This is a genomic window from Pseudomonas sp. CBS (assembly GCF_024734645.1).
Lineage (GTDB): Bacteria > Pseudomonadota > Gammaproteobacteria > Pseudomonadales > Pseudomonadaceae > Aquipseudomonas.
On record NZ_CP102929.1, the window covers coordinates 5,077,565 to 5,096,030 of the forward strand.

Below are 18,466 nucleotides of genomic sequence, written 5' to 3' on the forward strand. Positions count from 1 at the left end.
AACATCACTGTCCAATACCTTGCGCCCCTCGGCCTGTCCGGGGTTGTTGCGTATTGTCCAGGCGTTGGACGGCGGGATTTGCCGGATCAAGCTGGCCGGTGGTTCGATCCGCGCCGAGCAGGCATTTGCCGTGGCTGATGCGGCCCAGGCCCATGCCTGCGGGGTGATCGAGGCAACCAACCGCGCCAACCTGCAAATTCGCGGGATAGGTGCCGAACAGGATGGATTGATCGCTGCCTTGCTGGCCGCCGACCTGGGCCCCAGGAGCGCCGCCGGTGACGATGTGCGCAACCTGATGCTCAGCCCCAGCGCGGGCATCGACCGCGAGATGCTGTTCGACACACGGCCGCTGGCTGACGAAATCCTCGCCACCCTGGAAACCCACCCGCGCTTCCATGAACTGTCGGCCAAGTTCGCCGTGCAACTGGACGGCGGTGAAGCGCTGGCGATGCTCGAGCATCATCACGACCTGTGGCTGTCGGCATTCGACGCCAACGGCGAGACGCTGTTGGCGTTCGGCCTGGCAGGTTGCCCGGCGCAGGACGCGCCATTGGCCGCCGTGCCTCTGGCGCAAGGGCATGCACTGGTGGTGGCGGTTCTGGAGCTATTCCTTGAACTGGCCCGGCCCGATCAAACCCGCATGCGCCACCTGCTGGTTGAAACGGCTGTGGATAACTTTCTCGTGCGGCTAAACCTGCCCTTGCAGCCGGTTGACGGCTTTTCACGCCATTCCAACCCCGCGCCGCTGCACCTGGGAAGTTATCCACAGCGCCAAAAAAACCAGGTCTATGTCGCCGCCGTCGCCCCCTTGGGCCGCCTGGATTCGGCGATGCTCAGGGGCGCCGCGCAACTGGCCGTCGACCATGGCGACGCCACCCTGCGTGTCACGCCATGGCAGGGCCTGCTGCTGCCCAATGTCCGTGACGCGGCGGCGGTCATTGAGCGCCTCGAACGGCTTGGCTTTTTGTGCTCGGTGGACCAGCCCCTGGCGCGCCTGATCGCCTGCACCGGCTCCAGCGGCTGCGCCAAAGGCCTGGCCGACACCAAGACCGACGCCCTGCAATTGGCAACGCTTGCGCCCGGCCACAGCGTGCACCTGTCCGGCTGCCCGCGTTCCTGCGCGGCCGCCCACACCGCGCCGGTCACCCTGCTGGCGGTAAGCCCCGGCCACTACGACCTCTATTTTCGCGACGCAGGCCAGCCCGGTTTCGGCCGCCTGCACGCGCGCACTCTTTCTATTGAAGCGGCGGGCGCCTTGTTGCGCGCCCACCCACGGAGCAACACCGATGATTGATTACATCCGCGACGGTCAGGAGATCTATCGCAACTCCTTCGCGATCATTCGCGCAGAAGCCAAGCTGGATCGCATTCCTGCCGACCTGGAAAAACTCGCAGTGCGGGTGATTCATGCCTGCGGCATGGTCGACGCCATCGACGGCCTGCAATTTTCTGAAGGTGCCGGCAAGGCCGGGCGCGAAGCGTTGGCCGCCGGTGCGCCGATCCTGTGTGATGCGCGGATGGTTTCCGAAGGTGTGACCCGCACCCGCTTGCCGGCCAATAACCAGGTGATCTGCACCCTGCGCGATGACAGCGTGCCGGCGTTGGCCCGCGAGCTGGGCAACACCCGTTCCGCCGCCGCCCTGGAGCTGTGGCGCCCGCACCTGGAAGGCAGTGTGGTGGTGATCGGCAATGCGCCGACTGCCTTGTTCTACCTGCTGGAAATGCTCGACGCCGGCGCGCCTAAACCCGCGCTGATTCTCGGTTTCCCGGTGGGCTTTGTCGGCGCCGCCGAATCCAAGGCGATGCTGGCGGCAGACAGCCGCGGCGTACCGTTCGTGATCATGCAGGGCCGCCTGGGCGGCAGTGCGATGGCCGCCGCCGCAGTCAACGCCTTGGCCACGGAGGTCGAATAATGCCGGCACGCGGACGTTTGATTGGCCTGGGCGTAGGCCCCGGTGACCCGGAACTGATCACCCTGAAAGCCCTGCGCCTGCTGCGCGAATCGCCGGTAGTGGCGTACTTCGTGGCCAAGGGCAAGAAGGGCAACGCCTTCGGCATCATCGAAGACCATTTGGTGCCCCAGCAAACCCTGATGCCGCTGGTGTACCCGGTGACCACTGAAGTGTTGCCGGCGCCGCTGTCCTACGAGCAAGTGATCAGCGATTTCTACGACACCGCCAGTGTCGACGTGGCCGCACACCTGGATGCCGGGCGCGATGTGGCGGTGATCTGCGAAGGTGATCCGTTCTTCTATGGCTCCTACATGTATTTGCACGACCGCCTGGCCGAGCACTACGACGCTCAGGTGATCCCGGGTGTGTGCTCGATGCTCGGCGGCGCGTCCGTGCTGGGCGCGCCGTTGGTGTATCGCAACCAGAGCCTGTCGGTGCTCTCTGGCGTATTGCCCCATGACGAACTCAAGCGTCGCCTGGCGGATGCCGATGCGGCGGTGATCATGAAGCTGGGCCGCAACTTCACCAAGGTGCGTCAGGTATTGGAAGAGTTGGGGCTGGCGAGCCGGGCGTTGTACGTCGAGCGCGCGACCATGGCCAATCAGAAAATCGTCGCCCTGGACCAGGTTGATCCAACGTCCTCGCCGTATTTCTCGCTGATCATCGTTCCCGGTGAAAGGTGGCAAGGCTGATGACGGCTCCCGCGATTGTTATTCTGGGGCAGGGCAGCCTCGCCACTGCCCGGGCTATCCAGCAGGTGTATCCCGATGCGCTGATCCACGGCTTGACCGGGCGGGTCGAGGGCGCAGATCAGGCCTATAACGAATTTGGCGCCACCGTGCGCCAGTTGTATCAACAGGGCACGCCGATCATCGCGTTGTGCGCCGCCGGCATTGTGATCCGCACCCTGGCGCCGCTGCTGCTGGAGAAGGGCGTCGAGCCGGCCGTGCTGGCAGTCGCCGAAGATGGCAGCGCTGTAGTGCCGTTGCTCGGTGGCCTGGGCGGTGTGAACATACTGGCGCGGGAAATCGCCGCTGCCTTGGGGGTTGCTGCTGCAATCACCACCAGTGGCGAACTGCGTTTCGGCACCTGCCTGCTCAACCCGCCCAGCGGTTATCAGCTCGGCGATCTGGAGCTGGGCAAGCGCTTTGTTTCCGACTTGCTGGCGGGTGAATCGGTGCGCATTGAAGGCGCGGCGCCGTGGCTGGATCAGGCCAACTTACCGCAGGATCAGCAGGCCCATCTGGCGATTCACGTCGGCAGTGCCGAGCGCACGCCTGCAACCAATGAGTTGCTGATTTATCCAAAAAACGTGTTGGTCACCTGTCGGCCTGCGCCGCAATTGGCCGCGCGCATTCGTGCGGCGTTGCAGGAGGCAGGGCTCGCCGTGCAGTCCCTGGCGTGTTTGCTGGCGGCTGAAACCGAGATGGCCGATTCGTCGCTGCAAGAGGCTTCAATCGAGTTGGGCGTGCCGTTGCGCTTCGCCGGTCTGCCGACCCAAACGGACATCGCCATCACTGTGGCCGACGCACCGCTGGACCTGTCCCTGGTTGGTCGACCCCGTGGTCGCCTGGCGGTCATCGGTTTGGGCCCCGGCGCTGCCGAGCTGATGGTGCCGGCGGTAAAGGCTGAACTGGCCCGCTGCACCGATGTGCTGGGTTACGAAACCTACGTACGCATGGCCGGGCCGTTCCGCCCGGATCAAATCCAGCACTGCACCGACAACCGCGAAGAGATGCAACGCGCCCGTCACGCCTTTGAGCTGGCGGCGCAGGGGCGTTCGGTGGTGGTGGTGTCCTCGGGTGACCCAGGCGTATTCGCCATGGCAGCTGCGGTGATTGAGGCCCTCCACGAATCCAGCGACCCGGCCTGGCATCAGGTCGACCTGGAAATCCTGCCGGGTGTGTCGGCATCCCTCGCCACGGCGGCACAGGCGGGTGCACCGCTGGGGCACGACTTCTGCGTGATGTCGCTGTCGGACAACCTCAAGCCCTGGTCGATCATCGAGAAGCGTCTGGACCTGGCTTCCCAGGCCGACCTGGCGCTGGCGTTCTACAACCCGATTTCCCGTGCAAGGCCCTGGCAGTTGGGGCGCGCCCTGGAGATCGTCGCGCAGCATCGCACGGCCGAAACGCCGGTGGTGTTGGGCCGTGATATCGGTCGCCCGGGCCAGACCTTGCGTGTCACAACGCTGGGGCAGCTGACGCCAGACCAGGTGGACATGCGCACCATGGTACTGATCGGTTCGTCCACCACCTGCGTATTTCCCCGAGCCGGTGGTGGCGAGTGGGTGTACACGCCACGTTGGTATGGCGAGAAGCCGGCCTCCTGAAAAAGGGTGGCCCCGCAATGGGGCTGCCTTGAAAAAGTCATCAGGTGATGGAAGAAAGGTCTGCTTGCCGAGTGCTTTTTGCTTCGGGTCGAGTCATACCTTTCTCTACTGATTGCAGAAAAGTACGACGCCTTTGCGCACCACCGATTCATCCCCAACGTTTACTCACTTGCGCCGCCTGCAGTGATTTTTCCTGCGTGTCACCGCGCGTTCTTTCGCCAATTTCCAGCAGCTCAAAATCCCCGGCAACTCGACTAGTGTTGGCGTTAAGCCCCATGTTGGGGGTTATGGAGAAATGGATATGGAGCGAAACAACAGACGGATCAACAGCGCAAAAAGGAGGAAGCTGATTGCCGCTTACCGGCTTCCGGGCGCGTCCAGCCAGCCGTCGGGTTTGAGTCCGGCGGAGCAGCCCGAGGGGGATGAAGAGATGAACGCAGCGGTGGTGAACAACAGCGTCATGTCGTTCGTGGAGGGCATGACGAGCCTCAACAAGGAGTACACCCGCAAAAGCTATTTGCTGGCGAGCAGCTACGTCAGCGATGTGTTGCGGATCGCCCGTGGCACGGAGGCTTGGTACAACGAGTTCATCAAAGTGATGAGCAGCCTTGGGTGGATACCGGTCAGGAGCAGTTTCGAGCGGGTCTACACCACTCGCAAGGGCTTGTCGGTGCAGTTGGCGGCGCTGAACCTGGTGGCGGCCACGGTAGCCTCGACGTTCCTGTCGGGGCCATTGATCAGTGCACTACCCAAGCGGGTGGGGGAGGCTATCGAAGCCTTGAAGCAACTCCCGGCTTCATTTGAATTATTCAAACGAAATACCACGACCCATGAGGGCGGTGATTTCGGCTTGGCGTCGTGTTCGGAAACGGCGGGGGAGGTCTCGATGGTGCTGGTGACTTACAGTTCCCACGGCGTCAGCAAGCAGTGGGGCATGCCGTTTCTGGAGTGGGACAGTGCGTCCGTTGAAGCCTTCAGTGGCCGCACCTGCCTGGTGCTGAACAGCTCGGTGGTCAACGAAGCCACGATTCAACTGCTGCGCGACAGCGCAGGGGACAAAGTCCGCCAGGCTATCGCCCAATACAGGATCTGACCTACGGCACCAGGTAGCCGCGTACACCGGTGAAGATGATTTGTGCGGCCAGGGCGCACACAAACAACCCCATCAAGCGGCTGACAATCTGCAAGCCCTGGTCGCCGAGGATGCGTTCGATACGGTTGGACAGGTACAACACCACGCCCACCGTAAGGCTGGCCAGGGCAATGCTGAGGATCGCGGTGATCTTGTCGTCCCAGTGCGGCTGGCTGACGCCCATCACCAGCAGCGCACCGATGGTGCCGGGGCCGACGGTCAGGGGGATGGTCAGCGGGACGATGGTCACGTCCTGCTGCACGTTGTCGGTCTGCACCGCCGACTTGCCTTGGGCCATGCCCAGCGCGGAGATAAACAGCACGCTGCCGGCGCCGATGCGGAAGGCGTCGACGGTGATGCCGAACACACTGAAAATCACCCGGCCGAACAGGTAGAGCAACACGCTCGATACCAGGGTGGCGAGGGCCACTTTCCAGGCCAGCCGCCGCCGCTCCTTGCTGGAGTAACCGCGAGTCAGGCTGATAAAGCAGGAAAGCACGAAGAAGGGGCTGTAGAGCACCAGCATCTTCAGGTAAACGCTGAATAGCACGTGGAGCATGGTGGGAGCTCGCAGCGAAGGAGGGCGAGCGGGAGTTTATCAGGCCTGTGACGAACGGGCTGCACTGATCCCCTGTAGGAGCGAGCTTGCTCGCGAAGGTCGTTAACGATAACGCGGGCTTTCTGGTTTAACGCGGCGCTCTCAGGTTCTTCGCGAGCAAGCTCGCTCCTACAGGTTGGGCGTGTCAGGAAGTCGGGGCGTGCTCGGGGCGTTGTGCCCGCTGTGCGACCCAGTACTCCACCAGCTCGCGCAATTGCGACAACTCCACCGGCTTGGCCATGTGCCCGTCCATCCCGGCCTGGCGCGCACGCTCTTTGTGTTCCGAAAGAATATGCGCCGTCAGCGCCACGATCGGCGTACGAATGCGCTGGTTGCTGACTTCCCACGCCCGCAGCTGCTGGGTGGCGGAGAAGCCGTCGAGGATCGGCATTTCACAGTCCATCAACACCAGGTCGTACCGCTGGGTTTTCATCGCTTGCAGGGCTTCTTCGCCATTGCTCGCGGTGTCCGGCTGCAGGTTGAGCTTGCCGAGCATGCCGCGAATCACCTTGGTGGAGATGCTGTTGTCTTCAGCCACCAGGATCCGGAAATCACTCGGCACCGTCACCGGCGCTGGCGCGCTGATCGCCGGCTGGCGCGGTTGCACGGTGCCTTTGCTGCGTTGGGTCAACTCGTCGGCAAGGGTGGTCTTGAGGGTGTAGCCGGCCACCGGTTTGGCGAGGATGCGTTTGATCCCGCAGTTGCGCGCGATGATCTTGCTCGGCGCATTGCTGATGCCGGTGAGCATGATCAGCAGGATGTCGTGGTTCAGGCTCGGGTCTTCCTTGATCTTCGCCGCCAATTGCATGCCGGTCATGCCGGGCATGTTCTGGTCCAGCAGGACCACGTCGAAATAGTCTCGCAGGTGCGCCTTGGTGCGCAGCAGCGCCAGGGCTTCCTTGCCTGAAGGCACGGCACTCACGTTCAGGCCCCAGGCCGTGCATTGCTGCACCAGCACTTTGCGGCAGGTGTCGTTGTCGTCCACCACCAGTACGCGCGCGCCTTTGAGCGGGCCGTCGAGGTCGGAGGTGGGATGTTCGAGGCGTTCCGGGTCCAGCGGCAAGGTCAGCCACAGGGTGCTGCCCTGTTGGCTGCCACTCTTGATGCCGAACTCGCCGTTCATCAACAGGATCAACTGGCGGGCGATGACCAGGCCCAGATGGCCGCTCAAACGTGTGGCAGACAGGAAGTTCTTGCTGTGCAATTCGCTGTGCAGCAGGGCGTCGCGCTCGGCGGGCTCCATCGGCAGGCCACTGTCTTGCACCGCAATGCGCAAACGCGGTTTGCTGCTGCGCTCATCCAGGGCCACGACGATCAGCACTTCGCCTTCATCGGTTTTTTGCAGGGCGTTTTCCAGCAGGCTCAACAGCGCCTGGCGCAGGCGCGTCGGGTCGCCGCTGATCACTCGCGGCACCTGGGGCTGGATAAAGCTGATCAGCTCGACGTTTTGCTGCTCGGCCTTGGCGCGGAAAATACTCAGGCAGTCTTCGATCAGCGCGTTGAGGTCGAACTGCACGTCGTCCAGTTCGATCTGCCCGGACTCCAGCTTGGAGATGTCGAGAATCTCGTTGATCAACGTGAGCAATTCGTTGCCGGCACTGTGGATGGTTTGCACGTAGTCCCGCTGCTTGACCGACAGCGGCGTGCCCAACAGCAGTTCGGTCATGCCCAGCACGCCGTTCATGGGGGTACGGATTTCGTGGCTGATCTTCGCCAGAAACTCAGCCTTGGCGGCGATCTCGGCATTACTCGCCGCCAGGTCGCGGCTGAGGCTGAAGTTGTCTTCGGTGATGGCGCGCTGGCGTTCGCCCAAGGCCAGGCTCATCAACAGGCCGCTGAGGCAGATAAAACCGAGCAGGGTGACGATCAAGCCTTGGGGCGCCACCAGTGTCAGCCCCAGCAAGGCCGGCAGGATAATCAGCGTGCCAATGTTGAAAATCACCATCGCCACCATGAACAGGCGCGCCGGGCGATAACCTTTTTGCCAGTGATAGGCCGAGACGAACAGCATGCTCAGGCCGGCCAGCGCCACCAGGGCGTAGGTGATGATGTTCAGCGGCAGCGTATTGACGAACAGCAGCAACAGCCCGCTGAGGACGATCAACAGGATGTCGGCCATCAGCAGCTTGTTCAGCGGATGCGGGCCCAGAGGCGCAAAGAAGCGGTAGGCAAACATCAGCCCGCACGGCGCCGTCAGCAGCAGGGCGAGGTACGCACCGGGGGTTTGTACCGCGTGCCAGTTCGGCAGCCACGGCCCGACCAGGTTGAGCAGCAGCGCCAGGCTGAGCAGCAACAACACTTCACAGGCGGCGAGCCACAGGCTGCTGCGGGAGCGATGGTAGGCGTAGCGGGTCAGGTTGTGCAGGATCAGCATCACCAGGCAACCGAACAGCAACCCGTAGATCAGCGTCTGGTTCTGGTTGGCCGCCGCGAGTACGGCAGGTTCCAGGGTGATGTACGGGCGCAGCTCGTGTTCCGAGACCATGCGCAGGTACACGTCCAGCGGCTTCTGGCTTTGGGGCATCGGCAGCATGAAGTCGCTGCTGGGCAGCGGGCGCTCGGCCTGGGGCTGGCGGGTGCCGGTGGCTTGCTGCTCCACCAGGGTGTCGCCGTCGAGTACATACAGGTTCAGGTGTGACAGGTCCGGGGCGAATACCCGCAGCACTTGCTCGTGTTTGCCGGGTTGCAGCCTGAAGCGTACCCACAACGCACCGTCCGGTTGCGCGGCGGTAATCCGGTCCAGTTCGATGGGGCTGAATTGATTGATGTAGCGGGGCGAGCGGATGTCGCTCAGTTGCAGATCGGCCTGTTCATCAAGCAATACCGCCCAGCCACTGCCTTGTGCCGCAGCCTGGGCCGGAAGCAAGCAGAGCAAGGTCAGAAGACTGACAGTGAAACCTATGGCGATCCTGAGCCAGCGCACGGCGAAATCCCTTCGTAGGTTGATGCATGGGTATAACTATGCGCGGGGCCACAAGCGTAGGGCAAGGGCCAGGGGCCCCTGCCTAACCGAACGGATAGCTGTTTACTGACTTTCGCCACGCTCACGGGCAATGGCGCGGTAGCCAATGTCGGTGCGGTAGAAGCAGCCTTTCCAGTCGATCTTCGCCGCCAGCTTGTAAGCCTGTTGCTGGGCGGCATCTACGCTGCTGCCCATGGCGGTTGCGCACAATACGCGGCCACCGGCGGTGACAACCTGGCCATCCTTGAGCGCGGTGCCCGCGTGGAACACCTTGCCTTCCAGCGTAGCAGCCGCCTCCAGACCTTCAATCACATCGCCCTTGGCGTAGTCGGCCGGGTAGCCGCCAGCGGCCAGCACGATGCCAACGCTTGGGCGCGGGTCCCACTGGGCTTCGACCTTGTCGAGGGCCTGGGCCAGCGCCGCTTCCACCAGCAGTACCAGGCTCGATTGCAGGCGCAGCATCACCGGTTGGGTTTCCGGATCGCCGAAGCGGCAGTTGAACTCGATGACTTTCGGGTTACCGGCCTTGTCGATCATCAAGCCGGCGTACAGGAAACCGGTGTACACGTTGCCTTCATCGGCCATGCCGCGCACGGTTGGCCAGATCACCAGGTCCATCACGCGCTTGTGCACTTCGGCAGTCACTACCGGAGCAGGGGAGTAAGCGCCCATGCCGCCGGTGTTCGGGCCGCTGTCGCCGTCGCCCACACGTTTGTGGTCCTGGCTGGTGGCCATCGGCAGTACGTTCTTGCCGTCGACCATCACGATGAAGCTGGCTTCTTCGCCGTCGAGGAACTCTTCGATCACCACGCGGGAACCGGCTTCACCGAAAGCATTGCCGGCGAGCATGTCGCGTACGGCGTCTTCGGCTTCAGCCAGGGTCATCGCGACGATCACGCCTTTACCGGCGGCCAGGCCGTCGGCCTTGATCACGATCGGTGCACCGACCTCACGCAGGTAAGCCAGGGCCGGCTCGATCTCGGTGAAGTTCTGGTAGTCGGCGGTCGGGATCTTGTGGCGCGCCAGGAAGTCCTTGGTGAAGGCTTTCGAACCTTCCAGCTGGGCAGCGCCGGCGGTTGGGCCGAAGCAGTCCAGGCCACGGCTGCGGAACAGGTCCACAACGCCGGCTACCAAGGGCACTTCCGGACCGACGATGGTCAGGGAAACGTTTTTCTCGGCAAAGTCGGCCAACTGCTCAAGGGCCAGCACGTCGAGGGCGACGTTTTCGCACTTGGCTTCAATGGCGGTGCCGGCGTTGCCGGGTGCAACGAAAACTTTCTGGACGCGCGGGTCCTGGGCAACTTTCCAGGCCAGGGCGTGTTCGCGGCCACCGCTGCCAATGATCAAAACATTCATTTCAAAAACCTCGGATGACGCTGAATTCTGATCGTTCCCACGCTCTGCGTGGGAATGCCTCTTGTGACGCTCCGCGCCACGCTTTGGGACGCGGAGCGTCCCGGGCTGCATTCCCACGCAGAGCGTGGGAACGAGCAATCAGTGACGGAAGTGGCGCATGCCGGTAAACACCATGGCGATGCCGGCTTCATCAGCCGCTGCAATCACTTCTGCGTCACGCATCGAGCCCCCTGGCTGAATCACCGCTGTCACGCCGGCCTTGGCCGCATTGTCCAGGCCGTCGCGGAACGGGAAGAATGCGTCGGACGCCATCACCGAACCCTGTACCTGCAAGCCGGCATGCTCAGCCTTGATTGCAGCGATACGTGCCGAGTTCACGCGGCTCATCTGGCCGGCGCCGACACCGATGGTCTGGCGATTCTTGGCGTAGACGATGGCGTTGGATTTAACGTACTTGGCGACTTTCCAGGCGAAGATCAGGTCGTTGATTTCCTGTTCGGTCGGGGCGCGCTTGGTCACCACTTTCAAATCGGCGCTGCCGATCATGCCGATGTCGCGGCTCTGTACCAGCAAGCCGCCGTTGACGCGCTTGTAGTCCCAGGCAGCGGCACGCTCGGCCGACCACTCGCCGCAGGCCAGCAGGCGCACATTGGCCTTGGCAGCAACGATGGCGCGGGCCTCGATACTCACGGATGGGGCAATGATCACTTCCACGAACTGACGCTCAACGATCGCCTTGGCGGTCTCGGCGTCCAGTTCACGGTTGAAGGCGATGATGCCGCCGAAGGCCGACTCGGTGTCGGTGGCGTAGGCCAGTTCGTACGCCTGGCGGATACCGCCTTCAGCGTCCGGGCTCACGGCCACGCCGCACGGGTTGGCGTGCTTGACGATCACGCAGGCTGGCTTGACGAAGCTCTTCACACATTCCAGCGCGGCGTCGGTGTCGGCCACGTTGTTGTAGGACAGCTCTTTGCCTTGCAGTTGGGTCGCGGTGGCGATGCCGACTTCAGCAGGCTTGGCCTCAACGTAGAACGCCGCGCTCTGGTGCGGGTTCTCGCCGTAGCGCATTTCCTGGGCCTTGATGAACTGGCTGTTGAAGGTGCGCGGGAACTGGCTGCGACCTTCAGTGCTCAGGGTTTCAGCCGCCTGGTTCACGGTGCCCATGTAGTTGGCGATCATGCCGTCGTAGGCGGCGGTGTGTTCGAAGGCCTTGAGCATCAGGTCGAAGCGCTGGGCGTAGGTCAGGCCGCCGGCTTTCAGGCTTTCCAGTACGCTAGCGTAGTCGCTGGCGTTCACCACGATGGCCACGTCTTTATGGTTTTTGGCTGCCGAGCGAACCATGGTCGGGCCGCCGATATCGATGTTCTCGATGGCGGTCGGCAGGTCGCAGCCTGGCTTGTTGATGGTGGCTTCGAACGGGTACAGGTTAACGGCCACCAGGTCGATCGGCTTGATGCCGTGCTCGCTCATGATGGCGTCGTCGATACCGCGACGACCGAGGATCCCGCCGTGGATTTTCGGGTGCAGGGTCTTGACCCGACCGTCCATCATTTCTGCGAAACCGGTGTAGTCCGCCACTTCCACTGCGGCCACGCCGTTGTCCTGCAGCAGTTTGAAGGTCCCGCCGGTGGAGAGAATCTCCACGCCCAGGGCTTCCAGCTCCCGGGCAAATTCGAGGATCCCGGTCTTGTCGGAGACACTGATCAAGGCACGGCGGATCGGCAGGCGGGTAGTCTGGTCGGTCATTTCAATTTCCATCAAAAGCAAAGGAGTCAGCAAAAAAGGCGTCCGTTTTTACGCGGGCGCCTTTCTGGTTTGATTGAATGCTTACAGCAAATCGTACTGCTTGAGTTTCTTGCGCAGCGTGCCACGGTTCAGACCGAGCAGCTCACTGGCCTTGGTCTGGTTGCCCTTGACGTAGTTCATTACGCTTTCGAGCAACGGCGCTTCGACTTCGGAGAGCACCAGGTTGTACACGTCCGTGACGGCAGCGCCCTCAAGGTGGGCGAAATAATTGTGCAGCGCCTTCTCGACACTCCCGCGAAGGGTCTGGCCTTCTTCGCTCGGCGTGTTGAGGTGCTGTTTCAAATTGACGTTGTCGCTCACGGGTGTTGTTCCACTCACTAAAGTCTCGGTCATCATCGTCATGCGGCCACCCCTTCTCCGTCCCCTGTCACCAGGCTCTTGTAACGCTCGGTGAAGAACTCACGAACGTTGGCGCACTGTGCTTCCGTATCATCCAAACGATTGAAGTGGGCGCGAAACTCCTTGGCGCCCGGCAAGGTTGCGAGATACCAGCCCACATGCTTGCGAGCAATGCGTACGCCCATCACGTCTCCATAGAAGGCGTGCAGGGCGGCCAGATGCTCTAGCAGAATACGTTCCACCTCGATCAGCTCCGGTGCCGGCAAGGTTTCGCCGGTACGCAGAAAATGCTCGATCTCACGAAAAATCCACGGCCGCCCCTGGGCAGCCCGGCCAATCAACAGGCCATCGGCGCCGGTCGCGTGCAGCACGCGCCGGGCTTTCTCGGCTGAATCGATGTCGCCGTTGGCAAAGACGGGAATCGACACCGCCTGCTTGATCGCGGCAATGGTGTCGTACTCGGCTTCACCGGTGTAAAGATCGGCGCGGGTGCGGCCATGCACCGCCAGCGCTGTAATGCCCGCCTGCTCGGCGATCTTCGCCACCGTCAGGCCATTCTTGTTGTCCCGGTCCCAGCCGGTACGGATCTTCAGGGTGACCGGCACATCCACTGCAGCGACAACGGCATGCAGGATCTCGCTCACCAACTGCTCATCCTTCAACAGGGCGGAACCGGCGGCCTTGTTGCAGACCTTCTTGGCCGGGCAACCCATGTTGATATCAATAATCTGCGCCCCCAACTCCACGTTGGCCCGGGCCGCATCCGCCAGCATTTGCGCATCACCGCCGGCGATCTGTACCGAGCGGGGCTCGGGATCACCTTCGTGGATCATGCGCATCCGCGATTTGCGGGTGTTCCACAAACTCATGTCGCTGGTGACCATTTCCGAGACTACAAGCCCTGCGCCCAACCGCTTGCAAAGCTGACGAAAGGGCTGGTCGGTGACGCCCGCCATCGGGGCGAGGATCAAGCCGTTGTGCAATGTGTATGGGCCGATGCGTACCGCCGACATAGGACTTCCCTGTTGTGGGGCCGGATCATTAGAGTTCGAAAAAGGGTTGGCATGATACCCGCTCTCGATGACTGGATAAAGGCTGAATTGGATAAAATCTGAACAGTTATTTTCTTATCGCCGCTGGTTTGGTCAAGGGCGGAGCAGTCAAGAATCCGCCGTCAAACCTTGCCCCTTGGGCCGGATCACTCGGGAGAGTGGAAGCTCAGGCTGTAATTCACCGCTTTGTTGCCCGGGTCGAGGATGTCCAGGGCAATGTGGATCGGCGTCTGGGAGGGCATCTCGGTGACGCCGGCCAACTCGCCGCTGAGGTATTCGGCGGGTTTGAAGCGACGACTGGCGATCATATTCCCGTTCATGTCGGCAAAGCGTAGCTCCAACAATGGGAACGGTTGGGAGAAAGTCGCGCGGTTATAGATGATCGCGTCCACCACCAGGGCGCCGGCGAACTCCGGGTGGCTGCGCACTACCAGGTTGCTGCTCTTGATGTGGGCGATATCGACCCGTGATGGCACGGTGCAGCCCAGTTTCGGGCACAGCTCCTGGAACCACGGGCGGTAGGCGTCCTGGCGTGCCAGGTCGTCGAATTGGTAGGCGACGTATTGTCCCGCCAGGCCGGCGGCGGCCAGCAACACCAGCAAGCCCCAGAACAGGCGGCGACCCCAGCCGGAGGCGCGCTTCTGGGAATACAGGTGCAGCGGGTCGTCTTCCAGGTCCGAAAGCAGGTCGTCGTGGACGCCGGCCTCGGGGCGAGGGCGCTTGCGTTTTGGCTGCGGGCGTTCCGCTTGTTCGGCTTCTGGCTCGTCTGCTACGGCGGTTACCGGTGGGTCGAGTTCGTCATCGGTGGTGTTGGCGTGCAGCGCTGGTTCTTCGTCGGGCTCGACCGCTTCAAACGACATCGAAGGTTCGGTGCGCTTGGGTTTGGCGAGGCTTGCCTTGGCCGGTTGCGGCTCTTCGTCGGCCGGTTGCGGGGCTTGCGCCCGTTCATCCCGAGGCTCGCTGAACAGGCTGGCGGCCCATTGCTCTTCCTCGGCCTTGGCCGTGTCGCGGCTGGCGCTGAGGGCGTCTTCCTTTTGCCGACGGTCGGCGCCGGGTTGGCGACGATCTGCACCCACGGGCTGGGTGTGCTGAATCTCGCGACGTTCCAGCTTGGCCAGTTCTTCGTCGAGGTCCAGGTTATCCAGGTCAAGCTCTTCGGCGTTCCATTGCTTCTGGCTGATGGCCCGCGGTGCTTCGGGTGGCGGTTCTGCTGCAGGCGCAGGCTCTGCCGCTGCTGGTGCCTCGGGCACGGGCGCACTGGCGCGCTGCTCCAGCAGTTGGCGGGCGGCATTGAACACTTGCAGGCATGAGCCACAGCGCACCACGCCACGGGCCACACTCAATTGAGCGTGGTTGACGCGAAAGCGTGCTTGGCAATGTGGGCACTGGGTGACGAAACTGTCGGTCATGCGGCCATCCGATTCATGCAGGCGCTCATTCTAGCGCCGACGACCACTGATGCGTACCCAGCCGTCGCGGTTGGCGATCGGATCCAGCTCGAAATCCTGGGCGTAGGCAGCGGCAACGTCTTCGCCTTGTTCGGCGAGGATGCCCGACAGCGCCAGGCGGCCGCCCGGCTTGACCAGGCTCGACAGCTGCTGCGCCAGTGCGACCAGCGGCCCGGCGAGGATGTTGGCCACCAGTACGTCGGCTTGCACCTGGGGCAATTGCTCCGGCAGGTACAGCGGGAATTTCTCTTCAGCGATGTTATTGCGCCCGGCGTTATCGCGGGAGGCTTCCAGGGCTTGCACGTCGATATCGGTACCGACGGCTTCCCTGGCGCCCAGCAGCAGGGCGGCGATGGCCAGAATCCCCGAACCGCAGCCGAAGTCCAGCACGTTGCAGTCTTTCAGGTCCTGGCCGTCGAGCCATTCCAGGCACAGGGCGGTGGTGGGGTGAGTGCCGGTGCCAAACGCCAGGCCCGGGTCCAGCAGCAGGTTGACGGCGTCAGGCTCGGGGGCGGCGTGCCAGCTCGGCACGATCCACAGGCGCTGGCCAAAGCGCATCGGCTGGAAGTTGTCCATCCAGCTGCGTTCCCAGTCCTGGTCTTCGATGATTTCGCTGTGGTGTTCCGGCAGTGGGCCGCCGGTGAGCAGTTCCATATGGGCCAGTACGCTGGCGGCATCGGTGCCGTCTTCGAACAGGGCCAGCAGATGGGTGTGGGACCACAGCGGGGTGGTATTGAGCTCGGGCTCGAAGATCGGCTGGTCTTCGGCGTCCATGAAGGTCACCGACACGGCGCCCACTTCGAGGAACGCGTCTTCGTAGGTTTCGGCTTGTTCTGGGCTGATGGCGAGACGGACTTGCAGCCAAGGCATGGCGGGCACCTTTGAAAAATGAGTGTGCAGCGGGGTAGGGCTGCGAAAGACGCGCAAGTTTACGCGAGCGAACAGCAGAAGACGACTGTACTGCTGGTGTACACAGAACAAAAATGTGGGAGCGGGCTTGCTCGCGAATGCGGTGTGTCAGTCATGGATGTGTTGACTGGCACACCGCATTCGCGAGCAAGCCCGCTCCCACAAGAGGAATGTATCCATCCAGGAAAGTCGGGTGGGCACAAACAACAAAGCCGCCCGAAGGCGGCTTTGTTGGGTGGATCACTTCGCTTACTGATTAGCCAGCTTGTGTTCCAGGTAGTGAATGTTCACACCACCTTCGCAGAAGCCTTCATCGCGAACCAGATCCCGATGCAACGGGATGTTGGTCTTGATGCCGTCTACCACGATTTCGTCCAGGGCATTACGCATACGGGCCATGGCCTCGTCGCGGGTGGCGCCCCAGGTGATCAGCTTGCCGATCAGCGAGTCGTAGTTGGACGGAACCTTGTAGCCGCTGTACAGGTGCGAATCCACACGGACGCCGTTGCCGCCGGGCGCGTGGAAATGCTTGACCAGGCCAGGGCTTGGGATAAAGGTTTTCGGGTCTTCGGCGTTGATCCGGCACTCCAGGGAGTGGCCGTGGATCTTCACATCATCCTGGGTAAACGACAGCTTGTTGCCAGCGGCGATGCTCAGCATCTCCTTGACGATGTCGATACCGGTGACCATTTCCGAAACCGGATGCTCTACCTGCACACGAGTGTTCATCTCGATGAAGTAGAAACGGCCGTTCTCGTACAGGAACTCGAAAGTGCCCGCGCCACGGTAGTTGATGTCGATGCACGCCTTGACGCAGCGAGCCAGTACTTCCTGGCGAGCAGTTTCATCCAGGCCCGGTGCCGGCGCTTCTTCCAGTACCTTCTGGTGACGGCGTTGCAGCGAGCAATCGCGGTCGCCCAGGTGGATGGCGTGGCCCTGGCCGTCGGACAGTACCTGCACTTCCACGTGACGTGGGTTGGTCAGGTACTTTTCCAGGTAGACCATCGGGTTGCCGAACCAGGCGCCCGCTTCGGAGCGAGTCTGCTTGGCGGCTTCGATGAGGTCTTCTTCCTTGTGTACCACGCGCATGCCGCGACCACCGCCGCCGCCGGCGGCCTTGATGATCACCGGGTAACCGACTTCGCGACCAATGCGCAGGGCGGTTGCCTCGTCTTCAGGCAGCGGGCCGTCGGAACCAGGAACGGTTGGCACGCCGGCCGCGATCATGGCGTCCTTGGCCGATACCTTGTCGCCCATCAGGCGAATGGTTTCGGCTTTCGGGCCGATGAAGGCAAACCCGGATTTCTCCACCTGTTCGGCGAAATCGGCGTTTTCCGCGAGGAAGCCGTAGCCGGGGTGGATGCCATCAGCGCCGGTCACTTCAGCGGCGGCGATGATGTTCGAGACTTTCAGGTACGAGTTCGTGGCCAGTGGCGGGCCGATGCAGATGCTTTCGTCCGCCAGTTTCACGTGCATCAGTTCGGTATCGGCCGTCGAGTAAACAGCGACGGTCTTGATGCCCTCTTCCTTACAGGCGCGCAGGATACGCAGCGCGATCTCGCCGCGGTTGGCGATCAGGACTTTTTGCAGTTTCTTCGCAGGTTTCAACATCGAAGGCGCTCCGCGGTTCAAACGATGGTGAACAGCGGCTGGTCGTACTCAACCGGCTGACCGTTTTCTACCAGGATGGATTCGATGACGCCGGCTTTTTCAGCCGTGATGTGGTTCATCATCTTCATCGCTTCAACGATGCAGATGGTGTCGCCCACTTTCACGGTTGCGCCGACTTCAACGAAGGCTGGCGAGGTCGGTGCCGGGGTGCGGTAGAACGTACCGACCATTGGCGACTTGACCACGAAACCGTTCAGTTTTGGAGCAGCCGGAGCTTCGGCAGCAGCCGCAACCGGAGCAGCAGCCACTGGCGCAGCGGCCGGAGCCGGCGCTTGCATCTGAGGTGCGTAGAACTGTTGGGCCGGGGTCTTGCTGTGACGGCTGATCCGTACGGATTCTTCGCCTTCCTTGATCTCCAGCTCGTCGATACCGGATTCTTCCAGCAGTTCGATCAGTTTCTTAACTTTACGGATATCCATGAATCATCAACTCCCAAAGGGTCGGTCAGGGGCGCTTGGCCGTGTCTTCAAGCTGTTCCAGGGCGGCCTCCAGGGCCAGTCGGTAACCGCTGGCGCCAAGGCCGCAGATCACTCCTACCGCAACGTCGGAGAAGTAAGAGTGATGGCGGAAAGGTTCGCGTTTGTGCACGTTCGATAAATGCACTTCGATGAATGGGATGCTCACCGCCAGCAGCGCGTCACGTAATGCAACGCTTGTGTGCGTAAAAGCGGCGGGATTGATCAGAATAAAGTCCACGCCTTCGCTGCGCGCGGCATGGATACGATCAATCAGTTCGTACTCGGCATTGCTTTGCAGGTAGAGCAGATGGTGGCCGGCATCACGTGCCCGTCGTTCCAGATCGAGGTTGATCTGTTCGAGGGTCACTGACCCGTAGACGCCCGGTTCGCGGGTGCCGAGCAGGTTCAGGTTGGGTCCGTGAAGAACCAGTAAGGTCGCCATCGGCTGTTC

The 18,466-nt window shown here is 62.2% G+C and carries 16 protein-coding genes; 5 read left to right on the forward strand and 11 right to left on the reverse strand.

Annotated features, from left to right (window positions below; genetic code table 11):
- Positions 1-7: 7 nt before the first annotated feature.
- The 5 genes from cobG to NVB75_RS23180 all read left to right on the forward strand — a co-directional run bounded on the left by cobG (position 8) and on the right by NVB75_RS23180 (position 5,377).
- Positions 8-1,294 carry a precorrin-3B synthase gene (gene cobG, locus NVB75_RS23160; RefSeq protein ID WP_309149021.1) on the forward strand — a complete coding sequence of 429 codons (1,287 nt, stop codon included), beginning with the start codon at positions 8-10 and terminating at the stop codon, positions 1,292-1,294.
- Positions 1,287-1,913 carry a precorrin-8X methylmutase gene (locus tag NVB75_RS23165; RefSeq protein WP_063033330.1) on the forward strand — a complete coding sequence of 209 codons (627 nt, stop codon included), beginning with the start codon at positions 1,287-1,289 and terminating at the stop codon, positions 1,911-1,913. Before cobG ends, NVB75_RS23165 begins: the two co-directional genes overlap by 8 nt.
- The gene (locus tag NVB75_RS23170; RefSeq protein ID WP_258343494.1) at positions 1,913-2,644 is read left to right on the forward strand and encodes a precorrin-2 C(20)-methyltransferase; all 732 of its coding nucleotides are present in this window, start codon (positions 1,913-1,915) and stop codon (positions 2,642-2,644) included. The genes NVB75_RS23165 and NVB75_RS23170 overlap by 1 nt, the downstream gene beginning before the upstream one ends.
- Entirely contained in the window at positions 2,644-4,284 is a 1,641-nt protein-coding gene (gene cobJ / locus NVB75_RS23175; RefSeq protein ID WP_258343496.1) for a precorrin-3B C(17)-methyltransferase, read from the forward strand. Before NVB75_RS23170 ends, cobJ begins: the two co-directional genes overlap by 1 nt.
- A 301-nt stretch (positions 4,285-4,585) precedes the next feature.
- Positions 4,586-5,377, forward strand: coding sequence for a hypothetical protein (locus tag NVB75_RS23180; protein WP_258343498.1), 792 nt, complete (start codon positions 4,586-4,588; stop codon positions 5,375-5,377).
- A 1-nt stretch (position 5,378) separates the two neighbouring features.
- Here the strand turns inward: NVB75_RS23180 and NVB75_RS23185 are convergent, their stop codons facing one another.
- From NVB75_RS23185 to aroQ, 11 genes are all read right to left on the reverse strand, one after another.
- Positions 5,379-5,975, reverse strand: coding sequence for a MarC family protein (locus tag NVB75_RS23185; protein WP_003217330.1), 597 nt, complete (start codon positions 5,973-5,975; stop codon positions 5,379-5,381).
- Between the two features lie 184 nt (positions 5,976-6,159).
- Complete coding sequence (locus NVB75_RS23190) at positions 6,160-8,937, reverse strand: hybrid sensor histidine kinase/response regulator (RefSeq protein ID WP_258343500.1); 2,778 nt, start codon at positions 8,935-8,937, stop codon at positions 6,160-6,162.
- Between the two features lie 102 nt (positions 8,938-9,039).
- Complete coding sequence (purD, locus tag NVB75_RS23195) at positions 9,040-10,332, reverse strand: phosphoribosylamine--glycine ligase (protein WP_258343502.1); 1,293 nt, start codon at positions 10,330-10,332, stop codon at positions 9,040-9,042.
- A gap of 138 nt (positions 10,333-10,470) precedes the next feature.
- Positions 10,471-12,078, reverse strand: coding sequence for a bifunctional phosphoribosylaminoimidazolecarboxamide formyltransferase/IMP cyclohydrolase (purH, locus tag NVB75_RS23200; RefSeq protein ID WP_258343503.1), 1,608 nt, complete (start codon positions 12,076-12,078; stop codon positions 10,471-10,473).
- An 81-nt stretch (positions 12,079-12,159) separates the two neighbouring features.
- The gene (fis, locus tag NVB75_RS23205; RefSeq protein ID WP_003186237.1) at positions 12,160-12,480 is read right to left on the reverse strand and encodes a DNA-binding transcriptional regulator Fis; all 321 of its coding nucleotides are present in this window, start codon (positions 12,478-12,480) and stop codon (positions 12,160-12,162) included.
- Positions 12,477-13,490, reverse strand: a complete 1,014-nt coding sequence (gene dusB, locus NVB75_RS23210; RefSeq protein ID WP_017478423.1) for a tRNA dihydrouridine synthase DusB — start codon at positions 13,488-13,490, stop codon at positions 12,477-12,479. The genes fis and dusB overlap by 4 nt, the downstream gene beginning before the upstream one ends.
- Positions 13,491-13,675: 185 nt before the next feature.
- The gene (locus tag NVB75_RS23215) at positions 13,676-14,938 is read right to left on the reverse strand and encodes a DUF3426 domain-containing protein (protein WP_258343510.1); all 1,263 of its coding nucleotides are present in this window, start codon (positions 14,936-14,938) and stop codon (positions 13,676-13,678) included.
- 30 nt (positions 14,939-14,968) lie between these two features.
- Positions 14,969-15,847 carry a 50S ribosomal protein L11 methyltransferase gene (gene prmA / locus NVB75_RS23220; protein ID WP_258343511.1) on the reverse strand — a complete coding sequence of 293 codons (879 nt, stop codon included), beginning with the start codon at positions 15,845-15,847 and terminating at the stop codon, positions 14,969-14,971.
- A gap of 288 nt (positions 15,848-16,135) precedes the next feature.
- Positions 16,136-17,497: an acetyl-CoA carboxylase biotin carboxylase subunit gene (gene accC / locus NVB75_RS23225; protein ID WP_010174033.1), complete on the reverse strand. Its 1,362-nt coding sequence runs from the start codon at positions 17,495-17,497 to the stop codon at positions 16,136-16,138.
- Positions 17,498-17,514: 17 nt separating this feature from the next.
- The gene (gene accB, locus NVB75_RS23230) at positions 17,515-17,976 is read right to left on the reverse strand and encodes an acetyl-CoA carboxylase biotin carboxyl carrier protein (protein ID WP_003217309.1); all 462 of its coding nucleotides are present in this window, start codon (positions 17,974-17,976) and stop codon (positions 17,515-17,517) included.
- A gap of 25 nt (positions 17,977-18,001) precedes the next feature.
- The gene (aroQ, locus tag NVB75_RS23235; RefSeq protein ID WP_017478426.1) at positions 18,002-18,457 is read right to left on the reverse strand and encodes a type II 3-dehydroquinate dehydratase; all 456 of its coding nucleotides are present in this window, start codon (positions 18,455-18,457) and stop codon (positions 18,002-18,004) included.
- Between the last annotated feature and the right edge of the window lie 9 nt (positions 18,458-18,466).

Excerpts from the sequence above, each read along its gene's own strand:
- accC (WP_010174033.1), bottom strand. The coding sequence starts at position 17,497 with ATGTTGAAACCTGCGAAGAAACTGCAAAAAGTCCTGATCGCCAACCGC.
- NVB75_RS23215 (WP_258343510.1), bottom strand. The coding sequence starts at position 14,938 with ATGACCGACAGTTTCGTCACCCAGTGCCCACATTGCCAAGCACGCTTT.
- accB (WP_003217309.1), bottom strand. The coding sequence starts at position 17,976 with ATGGATATCCGTAAAGTTAAGAAACTGATCGAACTGCTGGAAGAATCC.
- NVB75_RS23180 (WP_258343498.1), top strand. The coding sequence starts at position 4,586 with ATGGAGCGAAACAACAGACGGATCAACAGCGCAAAAAGGAGGAAGCTG.
- prmA (WP_258343511.1), bottom strand. The coding sequence starts at position 15,847 with ATGCCTTGGCTGCAAGTCCGTCTCGCCATCAGCCCAGAACAAGCCGAA.
- dusB (WP_017478423.1), bottom strand. The coding sequence starts at position 13,490 with ATGTCGGCGGTACGCATCGGCCCATACACATTGCACAACGGCTTGATC.
- NVB75_RS23165 (WP_063033330.1), top strand. The coding sequence starts at position 1,287 with ATGATTGATTACATCCGCGACGGTCAGGAGATCTATCGCAACTCCTTC.
- NVB75_RS23185 (WP_003217330.1), bottom strand. The coding sequence starts at position 5,975 with ATGCTCCACGTGCTATTCAGCGTTTACCTGAAGATGCTGGTGCTCTAC.
- aroQ (WP_017478426.1), bottom strand. The coding sequence starts at position 18,457 with ATGGCGACCTTACTGGTTCTTCACGGACCCAACCTGAACCTGCTCGGC.
- cobJ (WP_258343496.1), top strand. The coding sequence starts at position 2,644 with ATGACGGCTCCCGCGATTGTTATTCTGGGGCAGGGCAGCCTCGCCACT.
- purD (WP_258343502.1), bottom strand. The coding sequence starts at position 10,332 with ATGAATGTTTTGATCATTGGCAGCGGTGGCCGCGAACACGCCCTGGCC.
- purH (WP_258343503.1), bottom strand. The coding sequence starts at position 12,078 with ATGACCGACCAGACTACCCGCCTGCCGATCCGCCGTGCCTTGATCAGT.
- fis (WP_003186237.1), bottom strand. The coding sequence starts at position 12,480 with ATGACGATGATGACCGAGACTTTAGTGAGTGGAACAACACCCGTGAGC.
- NVB75_RS23170 (WP_258343494.1), top strand. The coding sequence starts at position 1,913 with ATGCCGGCACGCGGACGTTTGATTGGCCTGGGCGTAGGCCCCGGTGAC.